This is a genomic window from Kitasatospora sp. NPDC004531 (genome assembly GCF_053602195.1).
In genome coordinates this window covers 54591-77910 of sequence record NZ_JBSGDD010000010.1, presented here as the reverse complement: position 1 = coordinate 77910, position 23320 = coordinate 54591, and the positions used below count along the sequence as shown (strand labels likewise).

General features: G+C 72.6%; 17 protein-coding genes and 5 tRNA genes. 14 read left to right on the top strand and 8 right to left on the bottom strand.

Going from position 1 to position 23320, the window contains the following annotated elements:
- Nucleotides 1-34: 34 nt before the first annotated feature.
- The 6 genes from ACWEMJ_RS07445 (at nt 35) to cimA (ending at nt 8220) form a co-directional block, all read left to right on the top strand.
- Nucleotides 35-199 (top strand): hypothetical protein, encoded by a 165-nt coding sequence (locus ACWEMJ_RS07445; RefSeq protein WP_452136005.1) that lies wholly within the window; start codon nt 35-37, stop codon nt 197-199.
- Nucleotides 200-295: 96 nt separating this feature from the next.
- Complete coding sequence (locus ACWEMJ_RS07440) at nt 296-3295, top strand: S8 family serine peptidase (RefSeq protein WP_452136004.1); 3000 nt, start codon at nt 296-298, stop codon at nt 3293-3295.
- A gap of 4 nt (nt 3296-3299) precedes the next feature.
- Nucleotides 3300-3866 carry a Uma2 family endonuclease gene (locus ACWEMJ_RS07435; protein WP_452136003.1) on the top strand — a complete coding sequence of 189 codons (567 nt, stop codon included), beginning with the start codon at nt 3300-3302 and terminating at the stop codon, nt 3864-3866.
- Nucleotides 3867-3928: 62 nt separating this feature from the next.
- A complete protein-coding gene (locus tag ACWEMJ_RS07430) occupies nt 3929-4966 on the top strand; it encodes a 3-isopropylmalate dehydrogenase (protein WP_452136002.1) in 1038 nt (345 codons plus the stop codon).
- A gap of 165 nt (nt 4967-5131) precedes the next feature.
- Nucleotides 5132-6244, top strand: coding sequence for a branched-chain amino acid aminotransferase (locus tag ACWEMJ_RS07425; RefSeq protein WP_452136001.1), 1113 nt, complete (start codon nt 5132-5134; stop codon nt 6242-6244).
- Nucleotides 6245-6615: 371 nt separating this feature from the next.
- Nucleotides 6616-8220, top strand: coding sequence for a citramalate synthase (gene cimA, locus ACWEMJ_RS07420; RefSeq protein WP_452136000.1), 1605 nt, complete (start codon nt 6616-6618; stop codon nt 8218-8220).
- An 82-nt stretch (nt 8221-8302) separates the two neighbouring features.
- Here the strand turns inward: cimA and ACWEMJ_RS07415 are convergent, their stop codons facing one another.
- The 8 genes from ACWEMJ_RS07415 to ACWEMJ_RS07380 form a co-directional block, all read right to left on the bottom strand.
- Nucleotides 8303-8887: a GTP-binding protein gene (locus ACWEMJ_RS07415; protein ID WP_035866431.1), complete on the bottom strand. Its 585-nt coding sequence runs from the start codon at nt 8885-8887 to the stop codon at nt 8303-8305.
- Nucleotides 8868-9518, bottom strand: coding sequence for a DUF742 domain-containing protein (locus ACWEMJ_RS07410; protein ID WP_452135999.1), 651 nt, complete (start codon nt 9516-9518; stop codon nt 8868-8870). Before ACWEMJ_RS07410 ends, ACWEMJ_RS07415 begins: the two co-directional genes overlap by 20 nt.
- Nucleotides 9519-9685: 167 nt before the next feature.
- Nucleotides 9686-10099 carry a roadblock/LC7 domain-containing protein gene (locus tag ACWEMJ_RS07405; protein WP_035873526.1) on the bottom strand — a complete coding sequence of 138 codons (414 nt, stop codon included), beginning with the start codon at nt 10097-10099 and terminating at the stop codon, nt 9686-9688.
- Between the two features lie 10 nt (nt 10100-10109).
- Nucleotides 10110-13613 carry a nitrate- and nitrite sensing domain-containing protein gene (locus ACWEMJ_RS07400; RefSeq protein ID WP_452135998.1) on the bottom strand — a complete coding sequence of 1168 codons (3504 nt, stop codon included), beginning with the start codon at nt 13611-13613 and terminating at the stop codon, nt 10110-10112.
- A gap of 323 nt (nt 13614-13936) precedes the next feature.
- Nucleotides 13937-14521, bottom strand: a complete 585-nt coding sequence (locus tag ACWEMJ_RS07395; protein WP_035866431.1) for a GTP-binding protein — start codon at nt 14519-14521, stop codon at nt 13937-13939.
- On the bottom strand, nt 14502-14918 hold the full coding sequence (locus tag ACWEMJ_RS07390; RefSeq protein ID WP_452135997.1) for a DUF742 domain-containing protein: 417 nt from the start codon (nt 14916-14918) through the stop codon (nt 14502-14504). The genes ACWEMJ_RS07395 and ACWEMJ_RS07390 overlap by 20 nt, the downstream gene beginning before the upstream one ends.
- A 172-nt stretch (nt 14919-15090) precedes the next feature.
- Nucleotides 15091-15504: a roadblock/LC7 domain-containing protein gene (locus ACWEMJ_RS07385; RefSeq protein WP_097236138.1), complete on the bottom strand. Its 414-nt coding sequence runs from the start codon at nt 15502-15504 to the stop codon at nt 15091-15093.
- A gap of 13 nt (nt 15505-15517) precedes the next feature.
- Nucleotides 15518-19387, bottom strand: a complete 3870-nt coding sequence (locus tag ACWEMJ_RS07380; protein ID WP_452135996.1) for a nitrate- and nitrite sensing domain-containing protein — start codon at nt 19385-19387, stop codon at nt 15518-15520.
- A 590-nt stretch (nt 19388-19977) separates the two neighbouring features.
- Between ACWEMJ_RS07380 and ACWEMJ_RS07375 the strand changes: the two genes are divergently transcribed.
- From ACWEMJ_RS07375 to ACWEMJ_RS07340, 8 genes are all read left to right on the top strand, one after another.
- Entirely contained in the window at nt 19978-20181 is a 204-nt protein-coding gene (locus ACWEMJ_RS07375; protein WP_452135995.1) for a hypothetical protein, read from the top strand.
- A gap of 103 nt (nt 20182-20284) precedes the next feature.
- Nucleotides 20285-21082 (top strand): fumarylacetoacetate hydrolase family protein, encoded by a 798-nt coding sequence (locus ACWEMJ_RS07370; RefSeq protein ID WP_452135994.1) that lies wholly within the window; start codon nt 20285-20287, stop codon nt 21080-21082.
- A complete protein-coding gene (gene gltX, locus ACWEMJ_RS07365; protein ID WP_452135993.1) occupies nt 21079-22596 on the top strand; it encodes a glutamate--tRNA ligase in 1518 nt (505 codons plus the stop codon). Before ACWEMJ_RS07370 ends, gltX begins: the two co-directional genes overlap by 4 nt.
- Before the next feature lie 199 nt (nt 22597-22795).
- Nucleotides 22796-22867 (top strand) — tRNA-Gln (locus ACWEMJ_RS07360).
- 22 nt (nt 22868-22889) lie between these two features.
- Nucleotides 22890-22962: transfer RNA gene (locus ACWEMJ_RS07355), tRNA-Glu, on the top strand.
- A gap of 36 nt (nt 22963-22998) precedes the next feature.
- Nucleotides 22999-23071, top strand: a tRNA-Glu gene (locus tag ACWEMJ_RS07350).
- Between the two features lie 17 nt (nt 23072-23088).
- Nucleotides 23089-23161, top strand: a tRNA-Glu gene (locus ACWEMJ_RS07345).
- 4 nt (nt 23162-23165) lie between these two features.
- A tRNA-Gln gene (locus tag ACWEMJ_RS07340) sits at nt 23166-23240 on the top strand.
- The last annotated feature ends 80 nt before the right edge of the window (nt 23241-23320 follow it).

Below are 23320 nucleotides of genomic sequence, written 5' to 3'. Positions count from 1 at the left end.
CGCGCTGCTGCGCCCCCCTTCCCAGGAGCCCGGTATGCCTTTCGTCGCAGACCGCACCACCGCCCCCAGCACTCCCGCCACCGCCGCCGTCGCCGCCGTCCAGCGCCGTCGCCGCCGCGCCCAGGCCGACCCGCGGGCCGCCGCCGCCCTCCAGCGCGCCCTCGACCGCCGCGACAACGGCGGGCCCGCCGAACACTGAGCCGCGACGCGGCCGGTGCACCGATCGGGTGACTTACCGTCACCCATGCGGTGAACGGCCGCGCCCCGACCGGCGGCGACTCCTAGGTTGGGGCGGGTGCGCACCGCCCTCGGCCTCCTCGCCACCCTCGCCCTGCTCGCCCCGACCGCCCCCGCGACGGCCGCCCCGCCACCCGGGCCGACCACCGCCGTACTGGTGGAACTCGCCGCCGAACCCGCCGCCACCGCCTGGCGGCGCGCCCAGGACGAGGCCCGCACCGAACGCCGCACCCCCGACCAGGCCAGGCGCGCCGCGGCCGCGGCCGGCCGCTCGGGCCGGGAGGCCGCCGACCGCTCACTGGACGAGCTCACCGCCGCGCTCCGGCGCGCCGTCCCCGCCGCCCGCCCGCTGTACCGCACCCGCACCCTGGTCAGCGCCCTCGCGCTGCGGCTGCCGGCCGGCCAACTCCCGCGCCTGGCCGCCCTCCCCGGCGTCCGGGCCGTCCACCCCGTCACCCTCAAGCAGCGCGCCAACGGCCACTCGGTGCCGCTCACCGGCGCCCCCGCGATCTGGGACGGGCCCGCCGGAAACACCGGCGAAGGCGTCCGGATCGGCATCGTCGACTCCGGCATCGACTACACCCACGCCGACTTCGGCGGCCCCGGCACCCCCGAGGCCTACCGCGCCGTGGACGGCGCCGCGCCCGCGCCCGCCGCACTGTTCCCCAACGGCAAGGTGGTCGGCGGCAAGGACCTGGTCGGCGACGACTACGACCCCGACCCCGGCGCCGAGGACCACCAGCCCGTCCCGCACCCCGACGACAACCCGCTCGACTGCGCCGCCAACGGCCACGGCACCCACGTCGCCGGCACCGCCGCCGGCCTCGGCGTCACCGCCGACGGCAGGCCCTACACCGGCCCCTACCGGCCCGGGCTCGACCCCGCCGCCTTCAAGGTCGCCCCCGGCGCGGCCCCCGGCGCCCAGCTGTACGCCATCAAGGTGTTCGGCTGCCACGGCTCCACCGACCAGCTCGCCGCCGCCCTCGACCTCGCCGCCGACCCGAACGGCGACGGCGACCTCTCCGACCGCCTCGACGTGGTCAACCTCTCCCTCGGCAGCCCCTTCGGCACCCCCGACGACGCCGACTCGCTCGCCGCCGACCGGCTCGCCGCACTCGGCGCCGTGGTGGTCGCCGCGTCCGGCAACGAGGGCGACCTGTACGGCGCCGGCGGCAGCCCCGGCACCGCCGCCCGGGTGCTCACCGCCGCCGCCTCCGTCGACCCGCACGGCGACGCCGACGGCATCACCGTGCTCGCCCCCGCCGCCCTCGCCGGGACCGTCCCCGCGCACTGGAGCGGCCGGTACACCCAGTGGGACACGGCCTCGGTCAGTGGCGAACTCGCCGTGCCCGAAGGCGACTCGGACGGCTGCGCGGCGTTCGACGTGGCCGACGCGGAGCGGCTGCGCGGAAAGATCGCCGTCCTGCGCTGGGCCACCAAGGACCCCGACCGGGCCTGCGGCTCCGCACCCCGCGCCGACCACGCCGCCGACGCCGGGGCGATCGGCGCCCTGTACGCCGCCGACAGCGACAACCTCGGCGAGATCGCCGGCGACGAACGCATCCCCGCCGCGATCCTGGCCCCCGCCGACGCCGAACGCCTGCTCACCGCCCTGCGGGACGGGCCGGTGACGGTACGGCTCGCCACCCCCGGCAACCCGCTGCACGGCACCGTCCCGCAGGACCAGCCCGGGCGCACCGACACCCTCGCCTCCTTCACCTCCCGGGGCATCGGCGTCGACGGCGTCGTCAAACCCGACCTGGCCGCGCCCGGCGAGACCGTCTGGTCCGCGAAGGCCGGCAGCGGAAACGCCGGCCAGCGCGCGGACGGCACCTCCATGGCCGCCCCGCACCTGGCCGGCCTGGCCGCGCTGGTCCGCGCCGCGCACCCCGACCGGAGCGCCGCCGACATCAAGGCCGCGCTGATGAACACCGCCGCCGACACCTACCCGCACGACGACCGGACCGGCCCGACCTATGGCCCCGAACGGGCCGGCAGCGGCCGGGTCCGGGTGGACGAGGCCGTCCGCACGCCCGCGCTCGCGTACGGCACCCAGGCGGAGGGCGCGGTCGGGGTCTCGTTCGGGGCGGTCGAGGCGGTCGGCGCGCACACGGCCACCCGGGAGGTGGCGGTCCGCAACCTGGGCGAGCGCCAACTCGCCTACACAGTCGGGTACTCGGGATCCACCGAGGTGCCCGGCGCGTCCTTCGCGCTGTCACCCGCCCGGGTCGTCCTGCCGCCGCACGGCACCGCGACCGTCACCGTCACCCTGCGGCTCGCGCCCGCCCTCGGCCGCGCCCCCGACCCGACCCTCGACCTGGAACAGGGCGGGCACGCCCGCACCTGGCGGTCCGAACTCTCCGGGCGGCTCGTCCTCACCCCCGCCGACGCCGACCTGCCCGCCCTGCGCGTCCCGCTGTTCGCCGCGCCGCGACACGCGACCGACGCCGCCGCACAGGGCACCCCCGCCGCGTTCGGCGTCGCCGGGGCCGACCTGCTCACCGTCCTGCAACCCGGCGGCGAGGGCGCCGGCGAGCTGCGGTACGCGGCCGCCGCCGTCGACGACCGGGGCATGCTCTGGCTGGCCGCCGTCCGCCCCGCGCCCGTCGCCACCCCCGCCGGCGCGCACCCCGTCCGGGCCTCGCTCGACCTCGACGGCGACGGCGAGCCCGACGCGACCGTCCTCGCCGACCGCCTCCCCGGCAGCGACGTCCTCATCGCCCGCACCCTCGACGCGCGCACCGGCGCCGAGCTCGACGTCCAGCCGCTCAACGGCCGCTGGGGCGACACCGACACCGCGATGCTCGACTCCGACACCCTCCTGCTCCCCGTCCGCCTCGCCGCCCTCCCGCCGGCCACCGACCTCCACTACACCCTCGAACTCGACCCCGCCGAGCCCCTCGGCCCCTACCCCGTGGACCTCACCCGCCCGACCCCCGTCCTGCACCCCGCCCGCCCCGGCGAGATCCTCCACACCCCGCTGCCGGACGCCCTCCTGCTCCACCACCTGAACCGGGTCGGGCACCGCGTCCAGATCCTCACTTCGAAAGGCCGCTGACCACGTGGACGACCTCACTCCGTACCCCGAGTGGATCCGCCCGCCCGTCGAGGGATACCGGGCGGACGACCTCGACCGCCTGCCGGACGCCCCACCGCGCACCGAGCTGATCGCGGGGTCGCTGATCTTCACCGCCCGGCGCACGACATGGGAGATCCGGGCCCTGGGCCTGCTGGAGCGGCCCTTGGTGGCCGCCGCCCCGCCGACCTGGGAGATCTGGCGCTCGATGACCGTCACGCTCGACGCGCGCAATCGGCTGGAGCCCGACCTGATGGTGGTCGACTCGCGGCCGGGATGGGGACCGAAGACCACCTTCTGCCGGGCGGAGGACGTCCTGCTCGCCGTCGAGGTGGTCACGGAGGAGTCGGTGGAACGAGACCGCGAGGTCAAGCCCCGCAAGTACGCCGCCGCCGGCATCCGCCACTTCTGGCGGGTGGAGAACGACAACGGCCGGACAGTCGTCCACGTCTACGAGCTGGACCCGGCGACCAGCGCCTACGGTCTCGTGGGCATCCATCACGGCGTCCTCAAGCTCGACGTCCCGTTCCCGGTCGAGGTCGAGCTGGACTGACGTCCCGTCCGGATGGTGGACGGCGCGTGCTCAGGGCCTGGGACGGTTGTACTGTCCCAGGCATGTCTCGCACCATTCGTCTCGCAGTGATCCCGGGTGACGGCATCGGCCAGGAGGTCGTGGCCGAGGGCCTCAAGGTGCTTCGTGCCGCCCTTCCCTCCGAGGTGAAGCTGGAGACCACCGAGTACGACCTCGGGGCCCGGCTGTACCACCGCACGGGGGAGACGCTGCCGGACGCGGTGCTGGAGGAGCTGAAGGGGCAGGACGCGATCCTGCTCGGCGCGATCGGCGACCCGAGCGTGCCCTCCGGGGTGCTGGAACGGGGGCTGCTGCTGAAGCTGCGGTTCGCCTTCGACCACCACATCAACCTGCGTCCCGGCAAGCTGTTCCCGGGCGTGAAGTCGCCGCTGGCGGGCACCCCGGAGATCGACTTCGTGGTGGTCCGCGAGGGCACCGAGGGCCCGTACGTCGGCAACGGCGGCACGCTGCGCACCGGTACGCCGCAGGAGGTCGCCACCGAGGTCTCGCTGAACACCGCGTTCGGCATCGAGCGGGTCGTCCGGGACGCCTACCGCCGCGCCCAGGCCCGTCCGCGCAAGAAGCTGACGCTGGTGCACAAGAACAACGTGCTGGTGCACGCCGGCCACCTGTGGACCCGGATCTTCGAGCAGGTCGGCCGGGAGTTCCCCGAGGTCACCACCGACTACCTGCACGTGGACGCGGCGACGATCTTCTTCGTCACGCAGCCCGAGCGGTTCGACGTGATCGTCACCGACAACCTGTTCGGCGACATCCTGACCGACCTCGCCGCGGCCGTCACCGGCGGCATCGGCCTGGCCGCGTCCGGCAACATCAACCCGAGCGGCGAGTTCCCGTCGATGTTCGAGCCGGTGCACGGCTCCGCGCCGGACATCGCCGGCCAGGGCAAGGCCGACCCGACCGCCACCGTGCTCTCGGTCGCCATGCTGCTGGAGCACCTCGGCTTCGCCGCCGAGGCCGCCCGGGTCGAGGCCGCGGTCGCCGCGGACCTCACCGAGCGGGCCGGCGCCCGGTCCACCTCCGAGGTCGGCGACGCGCTCGCCGCCCGAGTAGCGGGCTGACCGGCCGGACAACAACTCCGGCCGACGGGCCGGTTCATAGACGTACAGCCTCCCGGCTGTTCGGCACGGCCCTCTGGATGCGAGTATCGACAGTGGGCCGTGCCGTCATGCGTTCCTCCGCCCGGCGGTGGCCCAGCCAAAACCCACGGTGAAGGACAGACAGCCATGAGCACGCCCACCCAGGCGCCCATCACGTTCGACCTCAAGCCCTCGGCGCAGCCGCTGTCCGACGCGGAGCGCGAGGCCCGACTGGCCAACCCCGGCTTCGGCCGGATCTTCACCGACCACATGGTGACCATCCGGTGGACCGAGGGTCGCGGCTGGCACGACGCGCAGCTGACGCCGTACGCGCCGCTGGAGATCGACCCGGCCAACATGACGCTGCACTACGGCCAGGCGATCTTCGAGGGCCTCAAGGCCTACCGCCAGGCCGACGGCTCGATCGCGACCTTCCGCCCGGAGGCCAACGCCGAGCGCTTCCAGGCCTCCGCGCGCCGACTGGCGATGCCCGAGCTGCCCGTCGAGGCCTTCGTCGAGGCCGTCGAACTGCTGGTCACCCAGGACCAGGCGTGGGTGCCGAACCAGGCCGAGCAGAGCCTCTACCTGCGGCCGTTCATGTTCGCCACCGAGGTCGGGCTGGGTGTGCGGCCCGCCAACTCCTACGTCTTCATGATCATCGCCTCGCCGGCCGGCGCGTACTTCCCCGGCGGCGTCAAGCCCGTCTCGGTCTGGCTGTCCGAGGACTACGTGCGCGCGGCGCCGGGCGGCACCGGCGCGGCGAAGTGCGCCGGCAACTACGCGGCCTCCCTGGTCGCCCAGGCCGAGGCCGCCGCCAAGGGCTGCGACCAGGTGGTCTGGCTGGACGCGGCCGAGCACAAGTGGGTCGAGGAGATGGGAGGCATGAACCTGTACTTCGTCGTCGGCGAGGGCGAGAACGCCACCGTCGTCACCCCCGAGCTCTCCGGCGCCCTCCTCCCCGGCATCACCCGCGACTCGCTGCTCGCCCTCGCGAACGACCTCGGCTATCGCTCCGAGGAGCGCAAGATCTCCACCGACGAGTGGAAGCAGGGCAACGCCGACGGCACCATCACCGAGGTCTTCGCCTGCGGCACCGCCGCCGTCATCACCCCCGTCGGCCACGTCAAGTCCGCCACCGCCGACTGGACCGTCGGCACCGGCGAGCCCGGCCCCATCACCATGCAGCTCCGCGAGGCCCTCCTCGCCATCCAGGGCGGCCACCGCCCGGACACCCACCACTGGCTCCACAAGATCGTCTGACGCCACCGGGGAACGGGTGCGTCCCAGCTCGGGAGCACCCGTTCCGGATGGCGAGACGGGTTCCGCCGGTGGAGATGGTGTGTGCAAGACTGCGAGGGTGTCCTCGCTTTCGCTGATTATTAGCAGCAGGCGCGCCGGTCCGCAGTGACCGCTTCCGTGGCAACACCCTGACCGCGGAGCGACCACCAGCGTCCAGACCCGCGCGCAGACCTCTCGCACCCGCGAGGGGTCTTTTGTTTTGTCCCGGACCGGCCCGGGCCCTCACGAGGGGGCCGGAGACACCGGGGGTGCGCGCGGGATGCTGGACAGTGGAGCCGGATCACGATCCCGGCAGAAACGCAGAAACTCCACCGAACGGAGAACCCAGGGCCATGACCGAGGCCAACAGCCGTCCGCACGACGGCTTCCACGTCTTCGACACCACGCTCCGCGACGGCGCCCAGCGCGAGGGGATCAACCTCACCGTCGCGGACAAGCTGGCCATCGCGCGCCACCTGGACGAGTTCGGTGTCGGTTTCATCGAGGGCGGCTGGCCCGGCGCCAACCCCCGGGACACCGAGTTCTTCGCCCGCGCGCAGGCCGAACTCGACCTGAGGAAGGCCCAGTTGGTGGCGTTCGGGGCGACCCGCCGGGCCGGCGGGAAGGCCGCCGAGGACCCGCAGCTGCTGGCGCTGGTGGCGTCCGGCGCGCCGGTGGTGACGCTGGTGGCGAAGTCCCACGACCGGCACGTGGAGCTGGCGCTGCGCACCACGCTGGAGGAGAACCTGGAGATGGTCCGGGACAGCGTGGAGTTCCTGCGCTCCCAGGACCGCCGGGTGTTCATCGACTGCGAGCACTTCTTCGACGGCTACCGGGCGAACCCCGACTACGCGCTGGCGGTGGTCAGGGCCGCGCACGAGGCCGGCGCGGACGTCGTCGTGCTGTGCGACACCAACGGGGGCATGCTGCCGTCCGGGGTGCGCGAGATCGTCGCCACCGTGCTCGCGGAGACCGGCGCCCGCCTCGGCATCCACGCGCAGGACGACACCGGCTGCGCGGTCGCCAACACCCTGGCGGCGGTGGACGCGGGCGCCACCCACGTGCAGTGCACCGCGAACGGCTACGGCGAGCGGGTCGGCAACGCCAACCTGTTCCCGGTGACGGCGGCGCTGGAGCTGAAGTACGACCGCCGGGTGCTGCCGGCCGGCAGTCTCGGCGAGATGACCCGGATCTCGCACGCCATCGCCGAGGTGGTGAACCTGACCCCGTCCACCCACCAGCCGTACGTCGGCTTCTCGGCGTTCGCGCACAAGGCGGGCCTGCACGCCTCCGCGATCAAGGTGGACCCGGACCTCTACCAGCACATCGACCCGGAGCTGGTCGGCAACACCATGCGGATGCTGGTGTCCGACATGGCCGGCCGGGCGTCGATCGAGCTGAAGGGCAAGGAGCTGGGCTACGACCTGGACGGCGACCGCGACCTGGCGGGCCGGGTGGTGGCCCGGGTGAAGGCGCAGGAGAACCTGGGCTACACCTACGAGGCGGCGGACGCCTCCTTCGAGCTGCTGCTGCGCGACGAGGTGAACGGCGGCGAGCGGCGGCGGTTCTTCGAGCTGGAGTCCTGGCGGAGCATCAGCGAGCAGGGCCCGGAGGGCCGGGCGGGCAACGAGGCCACCGTGAAGCTGTGGGCGCGCGGCGAGCGGAAGGTCGCCACCGGCGAGGGCAACGGCCCGGTGGACGCGCTGGACAAGGCGCTGCGGGCGGCGCTGGAGCCGATCTACCCGCCGCTGGCCAAGCTGGAGCTGGTGGACTACAAGGTCCGCATCCTGGAGGGCCAGCACGGCACCGGCTCGAAGACCCGGGTGCTGATCGAGTCCACCGACGGCACCGCGACCTGGTCGACGGTCGGGGTCGCCGACAACGTGATCGCGGCGTCCTGGGTGGCGCTGGAGGACGCGTACACCTACGGCCTGCTGAGGGCCGATCAGCAGCCGTAGCGGCGGCTGGTGCGAAGAAGTGCCCAGGGGGCGTGCGGAAGGCTCCGCACGCCCCCTTCTGGCGTGGCCATGCCCGGGTCTGTCAGCGCAGGCGGGCGAGGAGGGCGTGTTCGACGAGGGTGATGAGGGCGCTCTTGGCGCTGTCCCGGCGTCGGGCGTCGAGGGTGATGATGGGGATGTCGGCGTTCAACTGCAGGGCTTCGCGGACTTCGTCGGCGGTGTGGGGTTGGTGTCCGTCGAAGCCGTTGAGGGCGACGACGAAGGGGAGTCCGCTGTTCTCGAAGTAGTCGAGGGCGGGGAAGCAGTCGGCGAGGCGGCGGGTGTCGACGAGGACGACGGCGCCGATGGCGCCGCGGACGAGGTCGTCCCACATGAACCAGAAGCGGTCCTGTCCGGGGGTGCCGAAGAGGTAGAGGATGAGGTCTTCGTCGAGGGTGATGCGGCCGAAGTCCATGGCGACGGTGGTGGTCGTCTTGCCGGAGACGTGGCTGAGGTCGTCGATGCCGGCGGAGGCCGAGGTCATGACGGCTTCGGTGCGCAGGGGGTTGATCTCGGAGACCGCGCCGACGAGCGTCGTCTTGCCCACGCCGAATCCGCCCGCGACGACGATCTTGGCGGAGGTGGTGGCGCGGCTGGGGGCGGCCGCGTTAGAGCTTGCGAAGTCCACTGAGGACCCTTTCGAGCAGCGTGACGTCGGGCTGGTTGCCGGATTCACCGCCGGCTGCGGGCTGGTGGATGGCGACCAGGCCGGCCTCGGCCAGGTCCGCCACGAGAATGCGGGCCACCCCCAGGGGGAGGCCGAGCAGGGCGGAGATCTCTGCCACCGACTTGACGTCGGAGGCGCACAGCGAGCAGATCTGCTGGTGCTCGGGCAGCAGGGTGGCGAGCCGGGCCGGGTCGACCGACGCGGAAACCAGGGCTTCCAGCGCCAGTTCGTAGCGCGGCCGGGTACGTCCGCCGGTCATGGCGAACGGGCGGATCAGCGGTCCGGAGTCCTCGTGGTCGTCGAACCCGTCGTCCTCGTAAGGCTGTTCGGTGTGCGGCGCCTCGTAGCGGTGCGGCAGGTCGGCGGGGTCGTGCGGGTACGCCTCCTGGCCGGGGTAGGCCTGGCCGTATCCGTCCTGCTGCTGGAACCAGCGCGGGTCGGACTGCGGGGGCAGGTACGACTGGCCACCGTTGTTGAACTGCGGCGCGTACTGCTGCTGCTGACCGTGGCCGACGCCGGGAGTCCCGAAAGCGTCGTGGCCGGAGCCCGCGTACGGGACGCCGAACTGGCCACTGTGGTCGGGCGGTGTCACGGTTCATCTCCTCAAAGGGTGCGGCGGTGCGTAGGCGGCCGCGTCGCCGGAGGAGCGCCGGGGCCGGTGGTGCGAAGGCCGTACAACGCCCGGTCCCGAGGCCGCCGAAGCGACCTCGGGACGGGCAATGAGGTCTTTCGAATACCAGGACGGTATCCGACGAACCGTCAGTGCAGGAGACTGCCCTGGAGTTCGGCCCGAAGAGCGGGCGTCAGGACCGCGCCCGCGCGGTCCACCAGGAGGGCCATCTCGTAGCCGACCAGGCCGATGTCGGAGTCCGGCGAGGCGAGCACCGCGAGCGCGGAGCCGTCGCTGATCGCCATCAGGAACAGGAAGCCCCGCTCCATCTCGACCACGGTCTGGGTGACGTCGCCGCCCTCGAAGATGCGGCTGGCGCCGGAGGTCAGCGAGGTCAGTCCGGAGGCGACGGCGGCGAGCTGGTCGGCGCGGTCCCGGGGGAAGCCCTCCGACATGCACAGCAGCAGACCGTCGGCGGAGACCACCACGGTGTGGGACACCCCGGGGGTGTTGTCCACGAAATTGGTGATCAGCCAGTTCAGGTTCTGTGCGGCCTGGCTCATCTGGGTCAACTCAACGCTCCTGCTGGTTCGAGCCGCCGAAGAGATCGGTGCTGCTGTTGTGCGGTCCATCACCGTACGCCCCCTGGTCGGGGTCGATGCGGAAAGTTCCGGTGGTTCCGGAGTCGCCGCCGGCCTGGCGGCCCTGCTCGACGCCCCGGCGCAGGTTGGTCAGGCGGCCGCGGACCTCGTTCGGGTCGCGCGAGACCTGCGGTCCCTCCTGCGGGGTGGGCTTGGCGTTGCCCGGGACGAGGTTCTGCCGCGGCACCCGGCGCGGCAGGCCCGAGGGGGTCGTGCCGGAGCTGGAGGGCTCGCGCAGCTTCTCCGCGCGCTGCCAGTCGCCGTCGTTGGGCGACTCCCACTCGCTGGGCGCCGCGGTCGGACCGGTCGGGCCGTAGCCGCCGAGCGCCGACACGTCGTGGCCGCGCGTCTCGACGGGCGCGGAGTTGTCCTTCGCGCCGGTGAACCAGTTCGGGGTCTCCGCGGCGCTCTGCCCGCCGCCCGCGCCGGCCAGCTGCTGGCCGGGACGGCGCTGCGGCAGGCCGCTGCTGGTGGTCTCGGGCGCCGGCGGCAGGGCCGGCGGCTCCTCGGCCGGGTACGGGTGCCCGGCGGGCTCCTCGTAGCCGTACTCCTGCTGCTGGTAGTCCTGCTGGGCGTAGTCGTCGGCGTACTGCCCGGCGGCGTACGGCTGCTGGTACTCCTCGCCGTACTGCTGCCCGTTCTGGTACGCGTCCTCCTGGTAGCCGGCCGGCGCGTACGGGGCCTGGTACTGCCCGGGCGCGTACGGGTCGTCCTGGTAGTGCTCGGCGGGCGTGTACGGGTCACGGCCGTAGCCGGCGTCCTGGTAGCCGTACGGGTCGTCCTGGGCGGCCTGCTGGGGCTCGTACGGGGCGGTGAAGGGGTCGGACTCCGGACGGCGGAACTCGTCGCCGTACGGGGCCTGGTAGCCGTTCTCGCCCTGGTAGCCGTTCTCGGCCGGGTGGCCGCCGTCCGCCGGGTACTCCTCGGGGGCGCCGTACGGCGACTCCAGGATCTCCGCCTCCATCGGCTCCTCGGCGCCGGCGGAGGCGCCGGGGCCGAGCTCCAGGGCCGCCCGGCGGCGCTCCTCCAGGCGCTGGGAGCGCTGCATGGACTCCAGCGCGGGGGAGAAGCCGTTGCCGCCGGCCACGCCGCGGGTCGGCAGGTGGTCGTCGAAGCCGAGCTCGGCGGCGGTGCGCTCCGGGGCCTCGAAGGACCACTCGGCCGGAGTGGGCTCCTGCTCGAAGATCCGCGAGACCGTGAACTCCTCGCCCTGCGGCTCGGGCATCCGCACCAGCTGGGTGAGCTGCTGCGGGAGCATCACCAGCGAGGTGGTGCCGGCCGACTCGCCGGACGGGCGCAGCTGCACGCGGATGTCGTGCCGCTGGGACAGCCGGCCGACCACGAACAGGCCCATCCGGCGGGAGATGGTGGCGTCCACCGTGGGCGGCTCGGCGAGCTTCTCGTTGATCTCGGCGAAGTCCTCGGCGGTCAGGCCGATGCCCTTGTCGTGGATCTCGATCAGCACCCGCCCGTCCGGCAGGCCGGTGGCGTTGACCAGCACCCGGGTCTGCGGGGAGGAGAACGAGGTGGCGTTCTCCAGCAGCTCGGCGAGCAGGTGGACGAGGTCGGTCACGGCGGGGCCGACCACGTCGGCCTCGGGGATGCCGGCCAGTTCGATGCGCTCGTAGTGCTCCACCTCGGAGGCGGCGGCACGCAGCACGTCGACCAGCGGGACGGGCGTGTTCCAGCGGCGGCCGGGCTCCTCGCCCGCGAGGACGAGGAGGTTCTCGCCGTTGCGGCGCATGCGGGTGGCCAGGTGGTCCAGCTTGAAGAGGTTCTCCAGCTGGTCCGGGTCGGCCTCGTTGTTCTCCAGGTCGGTGATCAGCGCCAGCTGGCGCTGGATCAGGCCCTGGCTGCGGCGCGACAGGTTGGTGAAGATCGCGTTGACGTTGCCCCGCAGCAGCGCCTGCTCGGCGGCCAGGGCGACGGCCTGCTGGTGGACCTGGTCGAAGGCGCGGGCGACCTCGCCGATCTCGTCCTTGCCGTGCAGCGGGATCGGGGCGACCGCCGTGTCGACCCGCTCCGGGTCGGTCTTGGAGAGCTTGTCGACCAGCTCCGGCAGACGGTGGTTGGCGATGTCCAGCGCGGCGGTGTTCAGGGTCCGCATGCCGAGGATCATCGAGCGGGCGATGTAGCCGGTGAGCAGACCGGCCAGCACCAGCGAGGCGATCACGATCAGCGCGTTGAGCACCCAGTCGGTGAACGCCCGGTCCTTGATGCTCTGGGCGTCGGCGACGACCTGGTCGAGCAGCTCGCCCTCGGCCGCGCGCAGCGCGCTCATGTGGCTCTTGGTGGCCTGGTCCCACAGCGGGCGGGTCAGGCCGTCGGCGCCGGCCGCGTTGATGATCCGGGCGGCGGCGTCGCGGTCGGAGGCGGAGGTGGCCAGCTGGTTGCCGTAGCTCATGCCGACCATCAGCAGCGCGCCCATGCTGGGCATGGTGTGGCCGTCCGGCATGCGCAGCGGCAGGCGCTGGTCGGCGGTGGCCTGGGCGACCTCGGCGTCCGAGTAGACCTTCACCTCCTCCTCGCTGGAGGCGGTGTTGAACTCGTCGCGCGCGGTCTGCTCCAGCTTGTTGGCGACCAGCAGGCCCTGGATCAGGTCCTGGCCCTCGTGGCCGTCCACGCCGCCGACGCCGAGGCCGACCAGCAGGTGCAGCATCAGCGCGCGCTGGGTCGAGGCGGACGCCTTGGCCAGCGACATCGCGTAGATGGCGCGGCCCTTGGAGGTGACGTTGGAGGAGCCGAAGCCGACCGAGTTGTCCATCGACAGCAGCGGCGCGAACAGCAGCGAGTACGCGTTGACGGTCGCGGTCGCGAACAGTTCCGGCTTGTAGGCGTTCTGCCGCAGGTGCGGCAGGAAGACCGCCATCGACTCGAACTGGCTGTTGCGGCGGGCGACCGTCGGGTCGTCCTTGATCTTGGCGAAGGCGGCGCGGTACTCGGTCAGCGCCTGGTCCGTCCGGTCCCGGAGCTTCTTCACCTCGCCCTGGTCGCCCTGGCCGGTGAGCAGCGGCACCAGGCTCTCGTCGCGCTCCTGTTCGAGGGCGTCGGCCAGCTTGGTCGCGGCGCTCGCCACCTTGGCGACGCGCACCGCGCGGTCGGCGCTGTTGTACTCGTCCAGCGAGGTGTTGACGCGCAGGCCGCCGAAGACCAGCGCGATCACCACGGGGATGACCAGGATGGCGACCAGACGGGTCGGCACCCGCCAGTTCAGCGGCGACAGGAAGTCGGCCCGGCCGGCCTTGCGCGGGGCCTCGGGCCTGCCGCCGGGGCGGTCGGCGCCGTCGCCGGCTGCGGCGGGGGCGGTGCGCTGCGGCTCGCCGCGGTCCTCGGCCGCGGTGAACGCGGCGAACTGACCGGTGGTCTGGCCGCTTACCGGTTCCTGCTGGCGGGGCTCGGAGCGCCGCTGCGGGGTGACTGGCTGCTTACGCCTCACTCGACAACAACCTCTCGACCGACTGGCGGCCATGGATCTATCCGGCGGCTACCCCCCGACGGGCCGCGGCCCGCTGCGGGTACTACGGGGTAGCTGGAATTCCAACACGAGCCGGAGAAGCGGACAAACGGCTCCTCCGCCCCGCAGGCCCGGGGCGGAAAGCGGACATTTACGGCTGAACTCGCGCAAAGCCCGGAGTCATTGGCGCGGACCGGAGCCGATCGGCTACACGCTGTCAGCAGGGTCCGGCAAATGTCTGTCGAACTGTTACCGGGGGACGCGAACCATCCTTGGCGCGCGCCCCCGGTCGGGCCTCGCGCCCCTCACCGCAGGCGGGCGAGGAGGGCGTGTTCGACGAGGGTGATGAGGGCGCTCTTGGCGCTGTCCCGGCGTCGGGCGTCGAGGGTGATGATGGGGATGTCGGCGTTCAACTGCAGGGCTTCGCGGACTTCGTCGGCGGTGTGGGGTTGGTGTCCGTCGAAGCCGTTGAGGGCGACGACGAAGGGGAGTCCGCTGTTCTCGAAGTAGTCGAGGGCGGGGAAGCAGTCGGCGAGGCGGCGGGTGTCGACGAGGACGACGGCGCCGATGGCGCCGCGGACGAGGTCGTCCCACATGAACCAGAAGCGGTCCTGTCCGGGGGTGCCGAAGAGGTAGAGGATGAGGTCTTCGTCGAGGGTGATGCGGCCGAAGTCCATGGCGACGGTGGTGGTCGTCTTGCCGGAGACGTGGCTGAGGTCGTCGATGCCGGCGGAGGCCGAGGTCATGACGGCTTCGGTGCGCAGGGGGTTGATCTCGGAGACCGCGCCGACGAGCGTCGTCTTGCCCACGCCGAATCCGCCCGCGACGACGATCTTGGCGGAGGTGGTGGCGCGGCTGGGGGCGGCCGCGTTAGAGCTTGCGAAGTCCACTGAGGACCCTTTCGAGCAGCGTGACGTCAGGCGTACCGCCCGACTCGCCCGCCGCGGCGGGCTGGTGGATGGCGACCAGACCGGCTTCCGCCAGGTCTGCGACGAGGATGCGGGCCACCCCGAGCGGGACTCCCGCCAGCGCGGAGATCTCCGCCACCGACTTGACCTCACGGCACAGCGCCACGATCCGGGCGTGCTCGGGCAGCAGGGCGCCCGGCGGGTTGGTGCCCGTGGTCGAGATCAGCGCTTCTATGGCCAGCTGGTAGCGCGGCCGGGTACGTCCGCCGGTCATGGCGTACGGGCGGACCAGCGGCTGCTGCTCGTAGCCGTCCGACTGCTGGCCGCCGTAGCCGTTTCCGTACCCGGTGCCGTAATTGCCGGCGGGTGTCGGGGGCATGCGTCCTCCTTGTGCTGCAGTCGTTCGCCGCCGGAGCCCCGGAGGGCCAGCCGGCTGACCGGATGTCAGCCACCGAACGGCGAAGACTTGGGGGTGGGTGTGCCGGACCCGGGGTCAGCGGATCCGGCACGGTGAGGGTGGTGCAGAGGAGCCGAAGGAACGGGGCCGGCCGTCAGTGCAGCAGGCTGCCCTGGAGCTCCGCCCGCAGGGCCGGCGTGAGCACCGCGCCGGCCCGGTCGACCAGCAGCGCCATCTCGTAGCCGACCAGGCCGATGTCGGAGTCCGGCGAGGCGAGCACCGCGAGCGCGGAGCCGTCGCTGATCGCCATCAGGAACAGGAACCCGCGCTCCATCTCCACGACGGTCTGGTTGACCTCGCCGCCCTCGAAGATGCGGCTGGCGCCGGAGGTCAGCGAGGTCAACCCGGAGGCGACCGCGGCCAGTTGATCGGCGCGGTCCCGGGGGAAGCCCTCGGACATGCACAGCAGCAGACCGTCGGCCGAGACCACCACCGTGTGGGACACCCCGGGGGTGTTGTCCACGAAGTTGGTGATCAGCCAGTTCAGGTTCTGGGCGGCCTGGCTCATCATCTGACTCAACTCAACGCTCCTGGTGCTCGGGGCCGAAGCCGTTGTTGCCATCGGCGTCGAACTGGGCTCCCCGGTGGCCCTCGGACGTGCCGCCGAAGTCGAAGCCCGGTCGCTGCTGCGACGCGGGACGGCCGGAGCCCGGCTGCTGCGCGCCGGCCTGGCGGCCCTGCTGGATGCCGCGGCGCAGGTTGGTCAGCCGGCCGCGCACCTCCTCCGGGCTGCGCGAGACCTGCGGGCCGGTCAGCGGGCTGGCCTCGGCGCTGCCGGAGACCAGGTTGGCCTGCGGGGTGCGGCGCGGCAGCCCCGAGGTGGTCAGGCCGTCGGTCTGCGGCTCGCGCATCTGCTCGGCCCGCCGCCAGCGCTCGTCGTTCGCGGACGGGCGCCACGGGGCGTCCGGACCGGGACCGGCGGGCTGCTGCTGCGGCTGCTGGGCCGGGGACTGCTGAACGGGCTGCTGCTGGGGCTGCGGCTGCTGCGGCGCGGCGGGCCGCTCCGCGGCCGGGCGCTGCGGCGCACCCTGCGGGCCGCCCGGCACCGGCCGCTGCGGCATGCCCTGCGGCCGCTGCGGCTGGAACGGGTCGCCCTGCTGGAACGGCTCGCCCTGCGGCTGCTGCTGCGGACGCGCCGCCTGCGGAGCCTGCGGGGCCTGCGCCTGCGGGGCCGGCCGGGACTGCTGCGGGGCGAACCCGGGCGCACTGGTACCGGGCCGCTGCGGCTGGTACCCCCGGGAACGGACCTGCTCACGGGCCGGCGCCTGGGCGCCGCTCGACTCGCCGGCGGTCGGCAGCGCCATCGGCTGCGGCCGCTCCGCGAACTGCTGCGGGGCCGGACGCTCCTGCGGCGCCACGGACGGCATGCCGCCCTGGCCCACCGGGTCCGGCAGCACCGGCTCCACCAGGCCGAGGCCCAGCGGGTCGCGCGGGTCGATGTCGGACGCCTCGAAGCGCGGCCGGGCGAAGCCGCCCGGCTGGTCGGCCGGCGCGGCCTCCAGCGGCGCGACCGGCTGCTGCGGGGGCAGCGGACGGCGGGCCGGCGGCTGCGGCTGCTGCTCGGCGCGGCCGTGCTGGGTCGGCTCCCCGCCCGGACGGTTCTCGGGCACCGGACGGATCTCCGGGGCCGGACGGCCCTGGCCCTCCGTCGGACGGGTGCGCTCGGGGCCGCCCTGCGGCCCCTGGGGACCGCCCTGCGGACGACGCGGACCGCCCTGCGGCCCCTGCGGACCACCCTGCGGGCCCTGCGGACCACCCTGCGGGCCCTGCGGACCACCCTGCGGGCCCTGCGGACGGCGCGGCGGAAGCCCGCCCGGCCCGCCCTGCAGACCCGGCGCACCGGACGCACCCGGCACCCGCCGCGGCGGCAGCCCGCCACCGGCCGGCGCACCGGCGCCCGCACCCGGACCGGCCGGCGGGGCCGCCGGACCGGACGCACCCGGCGCCGGGTTGTCGCGCAGCGACTGGCCGACCGAACGGGTCGGCAGCCCGCCGCCGGTACGGCCGCCCTGGGCCGGGCCGGTGCCGAACGCGCCGCCGGGGCCGAAGCCGCCGCCCTGCGCGGGCGCCTCGGCGGGGCCGCGCCGGCTGCCGGTGCCCGCCGGGCCGGACGGCGCGCCGCCCGGGGTGAACAGGTCGGGGCTGCCGCCCATCGGGCCCTGGCCGAGCTGCGGACGGCCGCCGCCCTGGCCGCCGGCCGCGGGGGCCTGGCCGAGCGCGGTGCGCTGACCGGGCAGGTCGCCCGCCGGGCGGCCCTGCTGACGCGGCGTCGGCGCGACGCCGCGCTGCTGCCGTCCGCCCTGGCCGGCCCCGGGGCCCTGGCCGGGCCGGTTGCCGCGCCGCTCGGCGGAGTTGGTGACGTCCACCGGCAGCATGACGAGCGCGGTGGTGCCGCCCGAGTCGGACGGGCGGAGCTGGATCCGGATGCCGTGTCGCAGGGACAGGCGGCCGACCACGAACAGGCCCATGCGGCGGGAGACCGAGACGTCCACCACCGGCGGGTTGGCCAGGCGCTCGTTGATGTCGGCGAGGTCGTCGGGGGACAGGCCGATGCCGGTGTCGTGGATCTCGATCAGCACCCGGCCGTCCGGCAGGGCGTGGCCGGTGACCCGGACCCGGGTCTGCGGGGAGGAGAACGAGGTGGCGTTCTCCAGCAGCTCGGCGAGCAGGTGGACGAGGTCGTTGACGACGCGTCCGGCGACCTCGGCGGTGGGCACCGAGGCGAGTTCGATGCGCTCGTACTGCTCCACCTCGGAGGCGGCGGCACGGAGCACGTCGACCAGCGGGACGGGGCGGGTCCAGCGGCGGCCGGGGTCCTCGCCCGCGAGGACGAGGAGGTTCTCGCCGTTGCGGCGCATGCGGGTCGCGAGGTGGTCGAGCTTGAACAGCGAGGCCAGCTGGTCCGGGTCGGCCTCGCGGCTCTCCAGCTCGGAGATCAGCGACAGCTGGCGCTGGATCAGGCCCTGGCTGCGGCGCGACAGGTTGGTGAACATCGCGTTGATGTTGCCTCGCAGCAGCGCCTGCTCGGCGGCCAGTCGGACCGCCTCGCGGTGCACCATGTCGAAGGCGTGCGCCACGTGGCCGATCTCGTCGGCGGAGTCGATGCCGACCGGCTCGACGGTGACGTCGACGTCGTGCGGGTCGCTCTCGGAGAGCGTCTTGACCAGCTCGGGCAGGCGGCGCTCGGCGACGTCCTCGGCCGCGGACTGCAGTCGGGTCAGCGAGCGCACCATCGAGCGGGCCACCAGGGCGGCGCCGGCGATGGCGACGACGAGCACCAGGGCGACCAGCGAGGCGTTGATGACCGACTCGGTGTCGATGTCGGACTGCAGCGCCTGGGCCTTGCCGTCGAGGACGTTGAGCAGGTTGTTCTCGATGGTCTTCTCGGCGTTGACCTTGGCGGTCGACTTGTCGAACCAGTCCTTGTAGGACGAGTTCTCGGTCTGCTTGATGCCGTTGGTGTTCAGCGCCGCCTTGGAGAACCGGTCGGCCTCGGCGACGACCTGGTTGTAGCTCATCGCGGCCCGCAGCGAGCGGGCCTCGCCCTCGCCGTAGATGGCGGTGAAGTTGGCGAGCGCGTTGTCCTCGGAGCTCATCAGGCGGACGCCGAAGGTCTCGTCGGAGGCCGACATCGACGGGCCGCCCGGGTTCGCGAGCGCGGCGCTGATCAGCGCGCGCTGCATCGAGGTGTACTCCTTGGCCGTCGAGAACTGGAACAGCGCACGGGTGGTCTTGATCAGCTCGGTGGAGTTCGAGGTGATCGCGATGTCCTGGGTGGCGCCGATCAGGTCCTTGATGATCACGTCGTAGTTGGTGATCGTGGCCTGGATGTTGTCGGGGCTCTTGAACGCGCCGGTACGGGCCCGGGGGAGCGTGTTGAGGTCCTTGCGGACCTGCAGCAGCAGGGTCTTGGAACCGGCCAGGTCGAGGTTGTCGAACTTGTCCGCGCTGGCGTTGAAGGTCTTCGACAGCGTGTTGGTCTGCTTGTACGCGTCGGCGATCTCGGGGTCGTTGTCGGCGGTGCCGCCGGCGGCCAGCGGGCCGGCCGAGACGTCCCGCTCGTACTGCAGGGCGTTGGCCAACGCGGTGGCGTTGCGGGCCAGTTCGGCCAGGTCGCTCATCTGGGACAGCTGGCGGGAGTTCTCCATGGAGGTCTGCACGCGCAGACCGCCCAGCACCAGCGAGACTGCCACGGGCAGGAACAGCAGGGCGATCAGACGGGTCCGGATCCGCCAGTTGCGCATGGCGAAGCGGCTCATGCCGGTGGCGCGACGGCGGTTGAGCGTGCCGCGCAGTCTGGCGCGGCGGCTCTGCTTGTCGGCCGGCGCGCTGCCGTCCTCCTGCTTGGGCGCGCTCGCGGCGCCCGGGGCACTGCTGTCGGCCGCGGCCACGGCGGGGGCGCCGAACGGTCGCTCGCCCTGGCCTGGCGTCGGTGCCGCCTGGTGCGGGCCGGCCACGGGCTCCCGCGCCTCCGGCTCACCCGCGGCGCCGTTGCCCCTCTTGAAACGTCCCTGCACTGGCGTCGCAACCTCTGGACCGGGCGCCCTTCCCCGCCGGGCGGAGAGTAGGGCGGTGTCGAGTTTTTCCGTGGCATTCCAGCACAGCGTGGGAAGTCCAACAAGGGCCGTTACGACACGGTGTCCAGGGCTACCCACCGCGTGCGGCGACTCACGTTCCGTGGTGCTTCCCGCCCGGAATACGGTCCTTTTCGGACACTCGCCGCAGCCATGTCAAGCACGAGGAAGATCAGTTTGTGCGGCAAATGTCCGGGATATCCCCAATGGTGCTTTCTTCCATTGGTCCGGAATCGTCACTTCCATGCAGTTTGGGACAGTAATTGTGAGCAAACTCACAGCCCGATGTATAGCTTTGGTCACGGCCGCTGTGGAATGGGCTCCCTAACCTGGCAGGGTTGACCGGAGCCTGCCCAGCCGCAGACCCGCGCAAAAGTCCGTTCGAGCGAAACAAGGTGTTGACGCAAATGTCCGAGCCGACCACGACGGCCACCCGTTCCACGGCCAACCCGCGCCGCACCACCCTGGCCTCCGTCGCGGACTTCTCCCAGCTGCCCGGCTTCGGCGAGCGCACCGCCCGCGCCTACGCCGCCGAGCTGCCCGCCGCGACCGCCAACCCGCGCCGCACCGTGCTGATGACCGCCCCGGCCCCCCGCCTGCCGCAGGACTGACCGGCACGCCGATAACCTGGTGTCACAGCCGGGCCCGGTACTGCGGGCTCGGCAACCGCCCGGGAGCGTCCGGGCGGCCGACGAACCGAGAGGTTGCAGGGCTGTGCGTATCGCCAGGTTCTCCGTCCGTGAAGGGAGCCCCGCGGCGGGCTCGGTCTCCTTCGGAATCATCGAGGGGGACGCCGCACAACCCGACTCGCTGGTGGTGCACACCCTCGCCGGCCACCCCTTCGGCACCCCCCAGCCGACCGGGGAGACCCACCGGCTGCAGGACGTCCGGCTGCTGGCCCCGATGCTGCCCAGCAAGATCGTGGCGGTCGGCCGCAACTACGCCGACCACGCCGCCGAACTGGGCAACGAGGTCCCGCCGGTCCCGCTGACCTTCTTCAAGCCCTCCACCGCCGTCATCGGCCCCACCGAGTCCATCGCCTACCCGCCGTTCTCCTCGGACGTGCAGTACGAGGCCGAACTCGCCGTGGTGATCGGCCGGATGTGCCGCGAGGTGCCGCTCGACCGGGTCCCCGAAGTGATCTTCGGCTACACCTGCGCCAACGACGTCACCGCCCGCGACGTGCAGCAGCGCGAGGGCCAGTGGGCCCGCGCCAAGGGCTTCGACACCTCCTGCCCGCTCGGCCCGTGGATCGAGACCGACCTCGACCCCGCCGACCTCGCCGTCACCTGCACCGTCAACGGCGAGCTCCGCCAAGCCGGCCGCACCTCCCAGATGGCCCGCTCGGTCGCCGAGCTGATCGTGCACATCTCCGAGGCGATGACCCTGCTCCCGGGCGACGTCATCCTCACCGGCACCCCCGCGGGCGTCGGCCCCCTGAACATCGGCGACGAGGTCGCCGTCTCCGTCGAAGGCATCGGCACCCTCGCCAACAAGGTCGTCAAGCGATGAAGGATGCAGCAACCGTGTCTGTGAAGAACCCCGACGTCCGGGTCCGCTTCTGCCCGTCCCCGACCGGGAACCCGCACGTCGGCCTGGTCCGCACGGCGCTCTTCAACTGGGCCTACGCCCGCCACAACGGCGGCACCCTGGTGTTCCGCATCGAGGACACCGACGCCGCCCGCGACTCCGAGGAGTCCTACAACCAGCTGCTCGACGCGATGCGCTGGCTCGGCTTCGACTGGGACGAGGGCCCCGAGATCGGCGGCCCGCACGCCCCCTACCGCCAGTCGCAGCGGATGGACGTCTACGCGGACGTCGCCAACCGCCTCCACGAGGCCGGCCACGCCTACCGCTGCTACTGCACCACCGAGGAGCTGGACGCCCGCCGCGAGGCCGCCCGCGCCGCCGGCAAGCCCTCCGGCTACGACGGCCACTGCCGCGACCTGACGGCCGACCAGGTCGCCGTCTACGAGCAGGAGGGCCGCGCGTCGATCCTCCGCTTCCGGATGCCCGACACCACCCTCACCTTCGACGACCTGGTGCGCGGCCCGATCTCCTTCGACCCGAAGGACGTCCCCGACTACGGCATCGTCCGGGCCAACGGCGCCCCGCTGTACACCCTGGTCAACCCGGTCGACGACGCCCTGATGGAGATCACCCACGTCCTGCGCGGCGAGGACCTGCTCTCCTCGACGCCCCGCCAGATCGCCCTCTACGCCGCGCTCGCCGACATCGGCGTCGGCAACGGCACCACCCCGCGCTTCGGCCACCTGCCGTACGTGATGGGCGAGGGCAACAAGAAGCTCTCCAAGCGCGACCCGCAGGCCTCCCTCAACCTGTACCGCGAGCGCGGCTTCCTGCCCGAGGGCCTGCTCAACTACCTGGCGCTGCTGGGCTGGTCGCTCTCCGACGACCGCGACATCTTCGACATCGACGAGATGGTCGCCGCGTTCGACATCGACGACGTCAACGGCAACCCGGCCCGCTTCGACCTCAAGAAGGCCGAGCACCTCAACGCCGAGCACGTCCGCCGGCTCGCCCCCGAGGAGTTCGTCAAGCGCCTGGTGCCCTACCTCCAGGCCGCCGACCTGCTCCCCGCCGAGCCCACCGCGGAGCAGCTCGACCTGCTCGGCAAGGTCGCGCCGCTCACCCAGGAGCGGATGGTCGTCCTCTCCGAGATCGTCACCATGGCCGGCTTCCTGTTCGTCGCGCCCGCCGACTTCGCGGTCGACCCCGAGGACGCCGCGAAGGTGCTCACCGCCGACGCCCGGCCGGTCCTCGACGCCTCGATCAAGGCGCTCACCGAGCTGGCGGACTTCACCCCCGACCCGATCCAGGCCGCGCTGCGCGAGGCCCTGGTCGACGGCCTGGGCATCAAGCCCAAGTTCGCCTTCACCCCGCTGCGGGTGGCGGTGACCGGCCGTCGGGTCTCGCCGCCGCTGTTCGAGTCGATGGAGCTGCTGGGCCGCGAGGAGACGCTCCGCCGCCTCACCGCCGCCCTCGACCTGCTCCCGGCCTCCTGACGGCCCCAGCGGCCCCCTGAGGCCCCGTCCGACCCCCCTGTGGGCCAGGTCCCCGACCTGGCCCACAGGTGTCCGGCGGACGGCCTGCGGTTATCGATTTTGGAGCCGGGCGGGGCGTCGGGTAATGTTCTTTCTGCGCCGCCCGGGCAGGGAGGCGCAAGACACCGAGGAAGATCCCCGCAAGGGGGTTGAACTCTGGTGGGGTATGGTGTAATTGGCAGCACGACTGATTCTGGTTCAGTTAGTCTAGGTTCGAGTCCTGGTACCCCAGCGCAGTACGCAAGTGCAGCAAAGCCCCCGTTGTGTAGCGGCCTAGCACGCCGCCCTCTCAAGGCGGTAGCGCCGGTTCGAATCCGGTCGGGGGTACGCAATTCTTGACAATTGCATAGATGAATGAGACAAGCCCCCGTTGTGTAGCGGCCTAGCACGCCGCCCTCTCAAGGCGGTAGCGCCGGTTCGAATCCGGTCGGGGGTACTCTCATTCGAGCTAGGGCCCCCGTTGTGTAGCGGCCTAGCACGCCGCCCTCTCAAGGCGGTAGCGCCGGTTCGAATCCGGTCGGGGGTACTTTTGGGGTATGGTGTAATTGGCAGCACGAGTGATTCTGGTTCATTTAGTCTAGGTTCGAGTCCTGGTACCCCAGCCAAGAAAAGCTCAGACAGTGAACAAGCTCCGGGAAACCGGGGCTTTTTTGCGTTCCCACCCAACCTCAACCCCCGGCGCTTC